Genomic DNA, 12,922 nt, shown 5'->3' with positions numbered 1-12,922 from the left:
ATGAAAATAGTAGGAGTAGCAGCATGTACAGTTGGTATTGCACACACATATATTGCACAGGAGAAATTAGAGAATGCTGGAAAGAAAGCCGGTCATGACATTTCTATTGAAACACAAGGAACCATTGGGACGGAAAATGAATTAACACAAGAACAAATCGTTGAAGCAGACATTGTTATTCTAGCAGCAGACGTTAAGATTGCAGGAAGAGAACGGTTTGAAGGAAAGCGAATCATCGAGGTTCCAACAGAGATAGCTGTAAAATCACCAAATAAATTAATTGAAAAAGCAGTAGAAGTTGTAAACCAAAAGAAATAGCTAGCAATGGAATGGGGGATAAATGGGATGGAAGTCAAAGAAATTGTAGATCTAAAGACAATCAAAACCGACATGAATGCGAAAAGTAAGGAAGAAGCTATACAAGAATTAGCAGAGGTATTACAAAGAAATGATTACATTAATGATGTTGAAGCGTTTCTAAAAGATATTTATGCAAGAGAAGCGGTAGGTCAAACTGGAATTGGAAATTATATCGCTATTCCGCATGGTAATAGTGATGCGGTCCAAAAAATAGGCGTAGCTATTGGAATCACCCAGCAAGAAATCCCTTGGGAAACGCTCGACGGGAAAGGTGTAAAGGGAATCATTCTATTTGCTGTTGGGAAAGAAAATGATGGCGCACAAACCCATCTAAAATTATTGTCCTTATTTGCAAGAAAATTAGGTAATGATGAAGTCATCGAGAAAATGCTTCAGTCGAAAAATGCTGAAGACGTAAAAGAAGCTTTATGTAATTAAACTATTTTAATGAAAGAACTGGACTAGTAATCCATTAATCACTTACCAAATACGGGAGAGCCTACATCATTTGAGATTTATCCATAAAGATAGAAGTAAATGTTACTGGTATGTTTTTACTTATTAACTTCTGCTAATAAATTGTTGATTGAAGATGGTTTGGTGGTTCTGAATATATAGGGGGGCTTGAGAATGAGTAAGATAAAAGCTTTAAATCTTAAAGGCCATTTATTGACAGCGATTTCATATTTAATTCCAATTGTTTGTGGTGCGGGTTTTTTAATCGCCATTGGGATGGCCTTTGGAGGTAGTAATCAAGCGGAATTAATACAAGGTGAGTTTTCCATTTGGGATGCGTTAGCGACAATGGGTGGAGCTGGTTTAGGTTTATTACCTGCCGTTATCGCTACAGGGATTTCTTTCTCCATTGCAGGAAAACCAGGCATCGCGCCAGGCTTTATCATTGGTTTAACAGCAAATGCTATTGGTGCAGGTTTCATTGGTGGTATTTTAGGTGGATTCTTAGCGGGTTATCTAGGAATAGCTATCCTAAAATATCTTAAAGTTCCAAAGTGGGCTAAGGGATTAATGCCAACGTTAATCGTTCCATTTTTAACTTCGATTATTGGTGGTTTAATCATGGTTTATATTATTGGTGTACCAATCTCTGGTCTTACATTGCTCTTAACTAATGCATTAAACAGTTTGGGAGCTTCTTCATTGTTAGTATTTGGAGCCATTGTAGGTATATTAAGTGGAGTCGATTTTGGTGGTCCAATTAACAAGACTGTCTTTGCCTTTGTACTGACAATGCAGGCAGAAGGAATTAATGGACCTATTACAGCGTTACAGTTAGTAAATACAGCAACACCAATTGGATTTGGACTTGCTTACTTTATAGCGAAAATGTTTGGCAAGAGAATTTATACAAACGTCGAAACAGAGACCTTAAAATCTGCGGTTCCGATGGGTGTAATTAACATTGTGGAAGGTGTCATTCCAATTGTTATGAATGATATTGTACGTTGTGTGATTACAACAGCTGTTGGTGGAGCAGCGGGTGGTGCAGTATCGATGTTGTTAGGTGCAGATGCAATGGTACCATTTGGCGGAGTATTGATGCTACCAACAATGTCTCAACCATGGACAGGTGCTGTAGCTATATTAGTCAATGTTCTGGTAACAGGATTAACCTTGGCGTTAATTAAGAAAAATGTGACGGATGAGGAAGCGGATAAGCAAGAAGAAATAGAAGAAGACATTGATTTAGATGATATAAAAATTTACTAAGTGTCATGAACGGTTTAATAGGCATATCCATTCTTTAGAAATGTTGGCAAGGTAATCAAAACCCAATAGTTCTAGAGGGAATGATGATTTTTGAGGAGGATATATAGAATATGAAGAAAGTAGAATTTTCACCATCATTGATGACAATGGACTTAGATAAGTTTAAAGAGCAGATCACTTTCCTAAATGATCATGTTGATTCTTATCATATTGATATTATGGACGGTCATTATGTTCCGAATATTACTTTATCTCCATGGTTTATTGAAGAAGTACGAAAAATAAGTGATCTACCTATATCTGCCCATCTTATGGTAACAGATCCAAGCTTCTGGGTCGGGCAATTAGTGGATATTAAGTGTGAATGGATTTGTATGCATGCAGAAGTACTGGATGGTCTGGCTTTTCGGTTGATTGATCAAATACATGATGCTGGATTAAAAGCTGGGGTAGTTTTAAATCCAGAAACACCTATTGAAACGATTTTCCCTTATATCGAGTTAGTAGATAAAATAATCATTATGACAGTTGATCCAGGTTTTGCTGGGCAACGTTTTATCGAATCAACACTAGATAAAATTGTAGCATTAAGAGAACTACGAGAAGAAAAAGGGTATCAATATGTCATAGAAATGGATGGATCATCTAATCGGAAATCATTTAGAAAAATTGATGCAGCCGGTCCGGATATTTATATTGTGGGGCGTAGTGGTTTATTTGGACTAGATGAAGATATTGAAAAATCTTGGGAAATCATGTGCAAAGATTATGAGGAAATGACTGGTAAGGCAATAATTTAAAAAGTGAAGCGGCTATAACATCTGTATATTCGTAATCAATGCGAAAATAGCTTTAGCAGAAGAAGATATCGATGTACCTATTGCTTCCTTACCAATCCAAGTTTGGTTGAGAACCAAATGTTGGTGAACAGGGCACTTGATGATGAAAAATGTAGTGTGATTCTTGTTCCTATTATTAAATTGGGGCAAATTTTAAAAGGAAAGTAATGTGGTAGTTTAAACACACATTACTTTCTTTTTTTACTTATTGTAGCTTATACTCCCATAGTTGAGCCGCAATTTCTTCTAATACAGACCACTCTCCACTAAGGTTAGCCCTCCATCATTACATCAAATGATATTATTCGACAAAATATGACACGCTTCTACCAATAGTACCTCGGTTATGTTCCCAACCGATTTCCCTGAAACAGCTATCCATAAAACCAATCATTATTCCGGTGATTCAAGTAAAGGCCGATATTCTCAAACCATGGAGTGGACAAGGCCAACAGCAAATTCTAGTTATTTCATGGCTAGCTCAGACATAGGATAAACATGAAGAGTACATGAGCAAGAAGTTCTATTTATCCACTTTTTTATTCTTCATAGAAAGTAACTCATAAAAACGATTAAGGGTGGTGCAAAAAATGAATCGATACCGTAAGTCTATAATTGGAGGACTTGTAGGTGCTTCCTCTGCTGGAGGATGGTTGATCATGGATCTATTACTCCCAGAGCCGATTGGTGACTATTTGTTATTTGGATTAATGGGATTGGTTAACGCTGCGATTGGTTGGCAATTTGTAAGGATGCTTGATAGGAAGCAACGTAAAGGAGGAGAAGCGGAAAGGATAACCACCGGAGCACATTAATGTTTACCAGGTACTTCGAATAGGTTATTCAATATTTCCTGTTTCACTAGGTTAGAAGAAGGCCTGCGATGAAGGCATAAATGTATCCTTTAGGGTCATTCTACTTTGATATAAGGCATGCTTTGTTTATATATAGAAGTTAGTAAAAGAGGGTTTGTACACATATCTGTTAATTTTTATGCGAGTTACTAATAGAGTTAAAGGTGGTTATAAGCAATGAGTCGATTTCGGAAACCTATGTATTGGAGCTTTTGTTGGTGCTACTACTGCCGGAGGTTGGCTAATCATGGATTTAATGCTTCCAGATCCGGAAGGTGATTACTTTTTGTTTAGTTTAATGGCGATTGTAAATGCAGTAGTTGGTTGGAATGTAGTAAAGATGTTGAATAAAAAACCAGAAACAGAAGAAGCCACATCAGAAAAGTGGCAGACGGAATCAAACTAAATAGTTTATGTGTGCCAAGTAGCTCCGTAAAGTGGCAAATTTCGGGGATACTTGGCACTATTTTTATGTAACTTTGGTACTTAAGCACTATTCTCATTTTAAATTTATTGAAAATAATGGATATTTGTGGAATCGTGCGGTAAAATTGATAAATATAGCTCCCTGAAAGTTATACAGAAACGGGTGAAAACATGATTTATCAGGTACAAATTTTTAAACTATTATTCGCAGTAGATGATCATATTTTCCGGATTGGTAAAGCAGAACAAATTCGCAACCCATGGAAAACAATTTCTTTATTAGCGCTTCTCAGTGTCTTGATTTATACTGGCGCTAGTTTATTGGGAATTGGATCCTCCACATTATCTAGCGGAGCTGTTTTATTAAGTGCTGCTGAGTACGAGGTATATAAGTTTTGGTTTATCATCGGTAGGATTATGTATTCATTAGCACTTGTAGGCATGGTTTTATTTATCCCATCCTTAATCTATTATTGGGTAACAAAGATTCCTTATAAAAAACTCTTACTAATGCAAGTCGTTGTACTGTTCATGATGCTTTTGGAGCGGATTTTGTGGATTCCGCTGGCCATTTATTTTGGACTTGACTGGTTTGTATCACCATTTTCCTTAGGGATTATCGCATCTTATTTAACAGATATCTCTTTTTTGATTTATCTATGTGGGGCTTGCTCCCTATTCCAGCTATGGATTATCATTTTTCAAGTGAAATTCTTAAGTAGGCTTTCTGGTATACATAAGGGCTGGATATGGAGTACGGTCATCTTGTTTCATCTAGCAACTTGGACTGTTACGGCTGTAATCGCGCTTACAGATATGCATATGATAAATGGGTGGTTTAATTCATGAAGAAACGAATAAAATGGTTAGCGATAATCTTGTTTATCGGGATTAATAGTCTACTGGTTTGGTTAGATGATGGAGAAAAAGTAGTCAGACAAGCGTATGTAACGAATTGGGAGCAGGTCTATCAAACCGATTTTGTTGAAACGGTAGAAGCAGATGGTGTTGTTGACTACTCCGGAGAAAGCTATGTGTACTTTGACAAAGCGCTAGGAAGCTTTGATCAGTTTCTAGTAGAGGAAGGAAGCGTGGTACGTGTTGGAGACCCGCTTTTTCAATACCAAGTACATGATTATTTGGCGACGGAAGCTCATTTAACGTATGAGTTAGAGAAAGTGAATAGTGAAATCGATGCGATTGAAGATGCGATTACCGAGATGGTAGCGTTTCGGATACCGGGTCCTTCAGTGCCAGTTGTAGGGAGTAACGAGGAAGACGGGACAACTGTAGTTGTTTCACCACCTGAACCGGTAGAAGCGGAAGTGATGAAGGAGCAATTTATTATTCAAAAGGAACAAGAGTTAGCTGCCAAACAAGACCTAAAAAGTATGATTCAATCACAATTAGATGATTTAAAGGCGACTGGTGCTGTCATTACAGTGGAAAGTCCGGTTGAGGGAAAAATAAAAGAACTTTCTTCCACATTAAATGATCCGTTAATAAGTATTGAAGAAACAGCCTTACATGTGAAGGGAAATGTTGATGAATCTGTAAGGGTTGACATTGATGTGGAGCAACCTGTCGATATTTTGTTAAAGGAAAGTGGACAAGTATTGCAAGGTACTATCTCTCATGTGGAAGATGCGCCGTATGAAGTAAATGTGGATACGGCTAGTATTTATCCGTTTGAAGTGACTTTTACGGATGAAGAAGTCTTGGATGTATTACCGGGGTATCATGCTGATTTAACGATAACCGTCAATGAATCATTGAATGCCAATACGGTTGATCCAACTATGGTAAATCATAATCAAGTGTGGAAGTTGACTGAGGCTGGAACATTGGAATTAGTTCCGGTGCATACTGGCATTATGATGGATAACAAATTGGAAATTGTTAGTGGATTGGAAGCGGGAGATTCTGTTACGGATGAATCGATTCCATTCTCGTACAATGGTATGCCGTTCTTCACGCCTCTAAAGATTAAGCAGGTGCCTTGGTTGGAGATTGGGAATTATGAAGAGAGAACGAAGCATATATTAATGGGGATTATGGTGAGGTAACATACTTAAAATGTTTTTCTTAGCGCAGGTCCCTAGGATAATGAGGTTGGGACATAACGAAAAGATTTAAATGTAAAACCGAATGATACACGGATACTAGCTCCGGAAATATACGTAGACTCCTGCGGGAGGAAAGGGCACGGTTGAGACCCCTAAAGTAGTAGCACGAGGAGGCTCACCAGCCGCCCGCGAACCGCAAGTATATTTCCGGAGCGTGGTCTTTGCTCATCATTCGGTTTTTACATTAAGATTAATCCTTTTGTCCCAGCCTCACTAATTATTTTAGTCAGCATCTCTTTTGTCTTAATTGTTATAATATATTTGCAATACATTCGTTAGGAGGAATCCCAGATGATCAAAGAGCTGAATATTAAGGAACATTATCGTGAAATTTTCAAACTATCACAGTTTGCTTTTCAATATACGTTATCAGAAGCGGAGTTAAAAGCAAAGCGAGAGGAAGCGGAGCGTCATACGATTTGGGGAGTTATGGAGGAGGGCCAACTAGCAGCTAAACTCCATTTAATTCCTTTAGCAGTATCTATCCATGGAAGATCGATGCAAATGGGAGGCGTTGCATCTGTTGCTACGTGGCCTGAATTTAGACGAAATGGCATGGTAAAGAACCTATTAGCAAACGCATTAAATCACATGCACCAAAACGGACAAGTATTATCCTACCTTCACCCCTTCTCCGTTCCGTTCTATCGGAAATATGGGTATGAAGTTACATTTAATAAAAAACAATATAAAATCCCATTCGAGAAGTTAAAGCGAAATTGGGATGCTTCTGGATATGTGAGAAGAACGGAAGTCGATATTGACTTATTAGATAATTTGTATAGCCAGTACATAGGGAACTATACTGGAGCCCTTATTCGGGATGAAAAATGGTGGAAGCAGCGTGTACTAAAAGACCATCATCAAATTGCGGTAGCCTATAATGAGAATCGTGTTCCGGAGGGCTATATTCTATTTCATGTTAAGGATAAGCTATTTAAAGTAAGTGAAATTGCTTATCGATCCTTAACTGGCTTAAAGCTATTAATGGAGTTTATTGGTAATCATGATTCCATGGCGGAGCATGTTGAAATCACTGTACCAGAAAATGATAATATCCCACTTCTCCTTAAGGAGCCACGATTCGAAACAAAGGTTAATCCGTACTTTATGGCGAGGGTAGTTGATGTAAAGGGCTTTCTTACGCCATATCCATTTGAGGGATCACATTCTTCTGTATCTCTTTTTGTGGAAGATGAGTTTCTACCGGTTAATACGGGGGTGTATGTACTAAATCCTCGTCAGGAGGGAATGACCTGTACCCATATGAAAGGTAAAGGAAAAGCAGATATTACTTGTAATATTCAAGCATTTACGACAATGTTTTTAGGGTATAAAAGGCCGACAGAATTACTTGCGTTAGGGTTAATCGAGGGAAATATCGAAGCGGTTAATAAATTGGAGGATATGATACCAAGGCAGCAAACGTATTTACCGGACTTTTTCTAATGCATGTACTATCGATTCATTCCAAAGTCATAAACCGATTACTTGTCCCATAAAATAGGATGAGGATAAATAAAGGGGAGAATGGAATGAATCGATTAGGGAAAGTTGTTGCTTGGATTATTGGGTTAATCATTCTTTTTGCACTGATCAAATTGCCGTTACCAGATGTAGAGGAAACAATGGGATTTTCTTTACCTCTGGCAGGGAAAACCATTGTACTTGATCCAGGACATGGCGGACCAGATGGAGGAGCAGTTGGTAGTGATGATACATTAGAGAAGGACATTGCGCTAGAGGTATCGAAAGAGTTAAGAAACTATTTACAGCAATCTGGGGCAATAGTGTATCTAACAAGAGAAACCGATACAGATTTAGCGGATGAAAATACGAAAGGTTTATCGAGGCGAAAGGCAGAGGATATTAGAAAGCGAATGGAGTTTATCCACTCACATGATGCGGACCTCTTTTTAACGATACATTTAAATGCCATTCCCTCAACCAAATGGAGCGGAGCACAAACATTCTATTTTCCGAAATCGGATGAGGGAAAGCATTTAGCACAAATGATCCAAGCTGAAATTATCCGTAATTTAGAAAATACGAACCGAAGTGCACTAGCTGTGAATAATCTCTATTTATTAAAGCATGCCGAGGTACCAGGAGCACTAGTGGAAATTGGTTTCCTTTCTAATGTACATGAAAGGGAATTACTAAAAACAAATACGTACCAACGTCAAATGGCGGCAAGTATCTATAAGGGGATTTTGCGCTATGTCACCGAAGAACCTGAGGTGGAGGAAGAATAAGAATTGGATCACTCCTTCCAAAATTCATATCACTTAGATTTCTAGTGATTTATGGTATACTAGCCTTGGACTACTTAATCCATGCTAATAGGAAGGTGATTAAATGTTAACGAAAGAAGAAGTAATACAATTACTGAATCCTGTAAAAGATCCCTTTTTACATAGAACGTTTGAAGAAACACAAGGAATTAAAGAAGTAACGATAAAGGAAGATAAGAAGCATATCAGTGTGAAGGCTGCGATTGGAAAGACGAATACAGCTGAACAAATGCAGCTTCAACAAGAAATAGTAGGCATTCTAAAGCGTAATGGTGCCGTTACAGTAGGTCTGCGATTCGAGCAGTTACCCGACGAAGTTATAAAAAAATACCAGCCTGCAATTGAAAGCGCTAAAGAAAAGGCATTAATGGGTGGCAATAAACAACCCCATTTCCTTGCCATTGCTAGCGGTAAAGGTGGCGTTGGTAAATCAACGGTCACCGTTAACCTAGCTGTTGCATTAAGAAGAATCGGTAAAAAAGTCGGTATTATTGATGCGGATATATATGGCTTCAGTGTTCCAGATATGATGGGAATCGAAGAAAGACCGGTTGTTCGTGGAGAGAAGATTATTCCAGTGGAGCGGTTTGGTGTTAAGGTTATTTCCATGGGATTTTTTGTTGAAGACAATTCCCCGATTATTTGGCGTGGACCAATGCTTGGTAAAATGTTAAATAGTTTCTTTAAAGAGGTAGAATGGGGAGACCTAGATTATTTATTACTAGATCTTCCTCCAGGTACAGGGGACATCGCTATGGATGTGCATGAACTTTTACCATCTTGTAAGGAAATAATCGTAACAACTCCACATCCTACTGCAGCATTTGTAGCAGCTCGTGCTGGTCAAATGGCATTGAAAACAGAGCATGAAATATTAGGTGTTGTGGAAAATATGGCTTACTACAAGAGTCCAAAAACAGGAGAAAAGGAATATGTATTTGGACAAGGTGGCGGTAAGAAGCTTGCGGAAGTATTAAAAACCAAAGTGCTTGGACAATTACCAATTCAACAGCCTTATGAAGAAGAGGATGTATTTGCACCATCCGTGTATCAAGAAGACCACCCAAATGGCAAAGAGTACCATAAAATGGCAGCTAAAGTTATTGCCAAAGTAGAAGAATAAAGAGGGAAAAGGTCAGCACCCTGAAAAATGGGAGCTGACCTTTTATCTTTTAGTTTATTCCGCTCCGCCACCGGACCCGCTAGATCCACCGCCAGATTGATTACCGCCACCAGGACCACCTTGCTCACCAGATTGATTACCGCCGCCTTGGCCACCGCCTTTACTTTGTTCTTCAGCAGCTTTTAGTAATATCTCTTGTATTCGTGCCTGGAATATTGGTGATTCTAAGGTTTGCTGGATGGTTTCTTCTAGGTGTGCGCGAAATTGTTGGCTTTTTAAGGTTTGAATTTGCTGTTCTGTCATTTCCGGATTTTGTAATAAATCCATCATTTGCTTTTGGTATTCCGAATCATTCATTAAGTCCTTCATCAACTTTTTCTGATCTTCTTCGATGGATTTATAAAATGTTTCAACAAACTTAGGGTCTTCAAATAGCTTTTTCCACATTTCGCCGCCCTTTTTAGATGATAAGGTCTCATCAATCGCCTGTTTTACTGTAGTGGAGTCAATAACGAGCTGTTTCTGCATCTCTTCATCAGCTAATATTTCTCCAAGGGCTTTTTTTCCATCCTCGGTTTGCAATATATCAACAATCATTTTTTTGGTTGTATCATAATCCGTTTCCTTTGGCGCTGCTTCCCCTCCACATGCACTCATTAATAAAAGCAATCCACTAATTAATGGTAAGTAGACCACACGTAGCATGATAAATCCTCCTTCCACTTATCCTTTAATATGGATGAGATAAGTAAAAATATGCACTTGATAAAGGAAAAAAGATGTTGTTCATGATAAAATACCAATTATGTAAGCGGATTTTGGATTTATACTATATCAGGGGGACATTTCAATTGAATAGTCGCAAAGTAGTAAACTTGTTTTTAAAAACATTAGCATTAGGTGGTCTCGTTGGGCTAATTGTTAGTTTTTTTGTGAATGTTAGTGGTGCCTATACAGAGAATTTGCAGCCGTTTAATTTTATTGGATTATTAGGCGTTATGCTTTTCTTTATAGGACATGGAATGTTGTACAGTGCTGTAAGTCAAACGGGCTTCTTCGCGTACTTGTATGTACATAGATTAGGTCTAAGCATCTTCCGTTCATTCTGGCCGACAGTACAGATTGTATTAATCGCATTCGTTCTTTTTGATTTAGTTTATTTCCCTTATAAAAATGCAGAAGGTGAAGTATCCATCATTTGGTTTATACTGGCTGCTTTAGCTTTATTCATTTATGGATGGATTATTGCCAAAATAAAAGCGAAAGAAACGAAAAAGCATGCATTTATACCTGCTTTATTCTTCATGGTTGTATTTACAGTGGTTGAATGGGTACCGGCTTTACGAATTGGATTTGTTGGTGTCGAGTTTTCATTAATTATGGTATTAACATTACTTGCATGTAATACATACCAGCTACTAATCCTGCATCGTCTTCATAACAGTCCGGATAAAAAGGGGAAAACAGCTAAATAAATCGAAGAAAAACCTGATGGGCTTGTTCTAAGTCCATCAGGTTTTTTTTAGGGATTTTTTGTTGTTTAGCTTGAGAAACTTTTCATTATTCCACTATTTTAGATTCTGCGTGGGCTTGATTGATTATTTCTGACACCGTTACAAAGGTAAATCCTTTATTTTTTAATCCTGGTAAAATGGTCTTCAAGGATTCTGCGGTTTGTTTTACAGAATCAGATGCATGTAAAAGGATAATATCCCCATTACTTGTTTCTGACATGACATGATCAACGATTCTCTGGGTTCCTGGGTTTTGCCAATCGTGCGGATTAATATTCCAATGAATCACTTTATGTCCCATGTCTTCTGCTAATTTAATTATTTCATCATTGAAGTGTCCATGTGGTGCACGAACAAGCTCTAGATCCTTATAACCTAACTTGCCAAAAACCTCTTTTGCATATTGTAAATCCTTCCTAACTTGGCCGATTTCCTGGTCTAAATAGCTTTTATAACGATATCCTAGCATACCGACTTCATGCTTACTTTCGGATATTTTTTTCAAAATGTCTGGATGTTTTTCGGCCCATTCACCACTTACAAAGAAGGTAGCTTGTACTTGATGCTCTTCCAGCTGTTTTAAAATATCATGCACCTTCTCTTCGCCCCAGCTAATATTAAAGGTTAAGGCAATATTCGGTTCCTTGGAACTTCCCTTTGTTAAAGCAACAGCCTCATTCTTTGAGAAAACAGAAAAAACGCCATTGCTTTCAAACCAAAGAAAGCCAGCAGTGAAGAAAGCTAGTATAGCTACAAGCGCCCATCTTTTTATCCGACTAAAACGCCATACGTAAAAATGATTCATTACTTACCCTCCTAAGGAAACAAGCTATCAATACATCTTATGAAGGGAACGATAAAATATGAACAAGCTGTCTGGAGATTTGCTAATTTCGATTGAATAAATTCATTAAAAGTGAGAACGATATAAAATACCCCCATATTGCCTAAATAAAAACGAAGGTATATAGTAACAAGAATTATAGTGAAATTTGCCGAATGATGATGAGGTGAAAGAATATGCTAGGATTAATGATTAATCAGACCGAACAAAAGGAACTAGAGTATTTGATAAAAAGAGAATTAGATGAAATCATTTTTGATTTAGATGATACGAGAATTGATAATATGGTGAAGAGTGCCATGAAAGAACGGTATAAAGTATTGTTCCAGTTATTAAGAAGAGTAGCTAGTGAACAAGAATGTATGCGATACATACCAAAGAAGACACAGAATGAATAAGGTACCATTTAGTCCTGTTTTACATATAATACAATGTTAGTATACTAAAATTTCTGAAGAGATTTTTTTTGAAAAAGACCGTTGATTTTATTTTATAGCTATGGTATATTAATTTCTGTTGTCACATACGAAACATTGTCGAATACAACTTCAAAAAAGTTTTTTCAAAAAAGATGTTGACATTGTGTGGTAAACATGTTAAATTATATCTTGTCGCTAAAAACGACAAAGCAAAATGATTGTTCCTTGAAAACTGAACAAAACAACCAGTATGTCAAGAAGAAACATACCCTGTTTTTTCTATTAAAGAATTACAGAAGCTAGCAGCTTCTTTGCTAAGAATTACCTATGATTGATTGGTGTCAATCGTAGACAAACTTTTTTGGAGAGTTTGATCTTGGCTCAGGACGAACGCT

The 12,922-nt window shown here is 37.5% G+C and carries 15 protein-coding genes; 13 read left to right on the top strand and 2 right to left on the bottom strand.

Features of this window, described 5'->3' with window-relative positions; genetic code table 11:
- The 11 genes from AAIB49_RS11035 to AAIB49_RS10985 all read left to right on the top strand — a co-directional run bounded on the left by AAIB49_RS11035 (position 1) and on the right by AAIB49_RS10985 (position 9,750).
- The gene (locus AAIB49_RS11035; RefSeq protein WP_339217477.1) at positions 1-318 is read left to right on the top strand and encodes a PTS fructose transporter subunit IIB; all 318 of its coding nucleotides are present in this window, start codon (positions 1-3) and stop codon (positions 316-318) included.
- A 27-nt stretch (positions 319-345) separates the two neighbouring features.
- Positions 346-798, top strand: coding sequence for a PTS sugar transporter subunit IIA (locus tag AAIB49_RS11030; RefSeq protein ID WP_339217475.1), 453 nt, complete (start codon positions 346-348; stop codon positions 796-798).
- 192 nt (positions 799-990) lie between these two features.
- Positions 991-2,088: a PTS fructose transporter subunit IIC gene (locus tag AAIB49_RS11025; RefSeq protein WP_343458091.1), complete on the top strand. Its 1,098-nt coding sequence runs from the start codon at positions 991-993 to the stop codon at positions 2,086-2,088.
- Positions 2,089-2,198: 110 nt separating this feature from the next.
- Complete coding sequence (alsE, locus tag AAIB49_RS11020; protein WP_343458090.1) at positions 2,199-2,888, top strand: D-allulose 6-phosphate 3-epimerase; 690 nt, start codon at positions 2,199-2,201, stop codon at positions 2,886-2,888.
- Between the two features lie 629 nt (positions 2,889-3,517).
- Positions 3,518-3,742: a hypothetical protein gene (locus AAIB49_RS11015; protein WP_339217472.1), complete on the top strand. Its 225-nt coding sequence runs from the start codon at positions 3,518-3,520 to the stop codon at positions 3,740-3,742.
- A gap of 286 nt (positions 3,743-4,028) precedes the next feature.
- Entirely contained in the window at positions 4,029-4,187 is a 159-nt protein-coding gene (locus AAIB49_RS11010) for a hypothetical protein (protein WP_339217471.1), read from the top strand.
- A gap of 191 nt (positions 4,188-4,378) precedes the next feature.
- Positions 4,379-5,056, top strand: a complete 678-nt coding sequence (locus AAIB49_RS11005) for a hypothetical protein (protein WP_339217470.1) — start codon at positions 4,379-4,381, stop codon at positions 5,054-5,056.
- Positions 5,053-6,273, top strand: a complete 1,221-nt coding sequence (locus AAIB49_RS11000) for an efflux RND transporter periplasmic adaptor subunit (protein ID WP_339217468.1) — start codon at positions 5,053-5,055, stop codon at positions 6,271-6,273. Before AAIB49_RS11005 ends, AAIB49_RS11000 begins: the two co-directional genes overlap by 4 nt.
- A gap of 351 nt (positions 6,274-6,624) precedes the next feature.
- Positions 6,625-7,782 (top strand): GNAT family N-acetyltransferase, encoded by a 1,158-nt coding sequence (locus AAIB49_RS10995; RefSeq protein WP_339217467.1) that lies wholly within the window; start codon positions 6,625-6,627, stop codon positions 7,780-7,782.
- Positions 7,783-7,868: 86 nt separating this feature from the next.
- The gene (cwlD, locus tag AAIB49_RS10990) at positions 7,869-8,588 is read left to right on the top strand and encodes an N-acetylmuramoyl-L-alanine amidase CwlD (protein WP_339217466.1); all 720 of its coding nucleotides are present in this window, start codon (positions 7,869-7,871) and stop codon (positions 8,586-8,588) included.
- A gap of 103 nt (positions 8,589-8,691) precedes the next feature.
- Positions 8,692-9,750, top strand: a complete 1,059-nt coding sequence (locus AAIB49_RS10985; protein WP_186871293.1) for an Mrp/NBP35 family ATP-binding protein — start codon at positions 8,692-8,694, stop codon at positions 9,748-9,750.
- Between the two features lie 54 nt (positions 9,751-9,804).
- Here AAIB49_RS10985 and gerD read toward each other — a convergent pair whose 3' ends face one another.
- The gene (gene gerD / locus AAIB49_RS10980; RefSeq protein ID WP_211742697.1) at positions 9,805-10,455 is read right to left on the bottom strand and encodes a spore germination lipoprotein GerD; all 651 of its coding nucleotides are present in this window, start codon (positions 10,453-10,455) and stop codon (positions 9,805-9,807) included.
- Between the two features lie 146 nt (positions 10,456-10,601).
- On the opposite strand from gerD, the gene AAIB49_RS10975 reads away from it, so the two are divergent.
- Positions 10,602-11,225 carry a KinB-signaling pathway activation protein gene (locus AAIB49_RS10975; protein WP_343458089.1) on the top strand — a complete coding sequence of 208 codons (624 nt, stop codon included), beginning with the start codon at positions 10,602-10,604 and terminating at the stop codon, positions 11,223-11,225.
- A gap of 85 nt (positions 11,226-11,310) precedes the next feature.
- Here AAIB49_RS10975 and pdaB read toward each other — a convergent pair whose 3' ends face one another.
- Entirely contained in the window at positions 11,311-12,069 is a 759-nt protein-coding gene (gene pdaB, locus AAIB49_RS10970) for a polysaccharide deacetylase family sporulation protein PdaB (RefSeq protein WP_343458088.1), read from the bottom strand.
- Between the two features lie 215 nt (positions 12,070-12,284).
- Here pdaB and AAIB49_RS10965 point away from each other — a divergent pair, with 215 nt between their 5' ends.
- On the top strand, positions 12,285-12,506 hold the full coding sequence (locus tag AAIB49_RS10965) for a hypothetical protein (RefSeq protein ID WP_186871297.1): 222 nt from the start codon (positions 12,285-12,287) through the stop codon (positions 12,504-12,506).
- The last annotated feature ends 416 nt before the right edge of the window (positions 12,507-12,922 follow it).

It is taken from the genome of Ornithinibacillus proteolyticus (assembly GCF_039581225.1).
GTDB lineage: Bacteria > Bacillota > Bacilli > Bacillales > Amphibacillaceae > Ornithinibacillus > Ornithinibacillus massiliensis.
Note: the sequence above shows the minus strand (reverse complement) of the source record. Positions and strands in the feature narration are given on the sequence as shown.

Bases quoted from the DNA above. Each gene is read 5' to 3' on its own strand.
- AAIB49_RS11015 (WP_339217472.1), top strand. From the start codon at position 3,518: ATGAATCGATACCGTAAGTCTATAATTGGAGGACTTGTAGGTGCTTCC.
- AAIB49_RS10995 (WP_339217467.1), top strand. From the start codon at position 6,625: ATGATCAAAGAGCTGAATATTAAGGAACATTATCGTGAAATTTTCAAA.
- AAIB49_RS11010 (WP_339217471.1), top strand. From the start codon at position 4,029: ATGGATTTAATGCTTCCAGATCCGGAAGGTGATTACTTTTTGTTTAGT.
- AAIB49_RS11005 (WP_339217470.1), top strand. From the start codon at position 4,379: ATGATTTATCAGGTACAAATTTTTAAACTATTATTCGCAGTAGATGAT.
- AAIB49_RS11000 (WP_339217468.1), top strand. From the start codon at position 5,053: ATGAAGAAACGAATAAAATGGTTAGCGATAATCTTGTTTATCGGGATT.
- alsE (WP_343458090.1), top strand. From the start codon at position 2,199: ATGAAGAAAGTAGAATTTTCACCATCATTGATGACAATGGACTTAGAT.
- AAIB49_RS11035 (WP_339217477.1), top strand. From the start codon at position 1: ATGAAAATAGTAGGAGTAGCAGCATGTACAGTTGGTATTGCACACACA.
- gerD (WP_211742697.1), bottom strand. From the start codon at position 10,455: ATGCTACGTGTGGTCTACTTACCATTAATTAGTGGATTGCTTTTATTA.
- AAIB49_RS10985 (WP_186871293.1), top strand. From the start codon at position 8,692: ATGTTAACGAAAGAAGAAGTAATACAATTACTGAATCCTGTAAAAGAT.
- cwlD (WP_339217466.1), top strand. From the start codon at position 7,869: ATGAATCGATTAGGGAAAGTTGTTGCTTGGATTATTGGGTTAATCATT.
- AAIB49_RS10965 (WP_186871297.1), top strand. From the start codon at position 12,285: ATGCTAGGATTAATGATTAATCAGACCGAACAAAAGGAACTAGAGTAT.
- pdaB (WP_343458088.1), bottom strand. From the start codon at position 12,069: ATGAATCATTTTTACGTATGGCGTTTTAGTCGGATAAAAAGATGGGCG.
- AAIB49_RS11030 (WP_339217475.1), top strand. From the start codon at position 346: ATGGAAGTCAAAGAAATTGTAGATCTAAAGACAATCAAAACCGACATG.
- AAIB49_RS11025 (WP_343458091.1), top strand. From the start codon at position 991: ATGAGTAAGATAAAAGCTTTAAATCTTAAAGGCCATTTATTGACAGCG.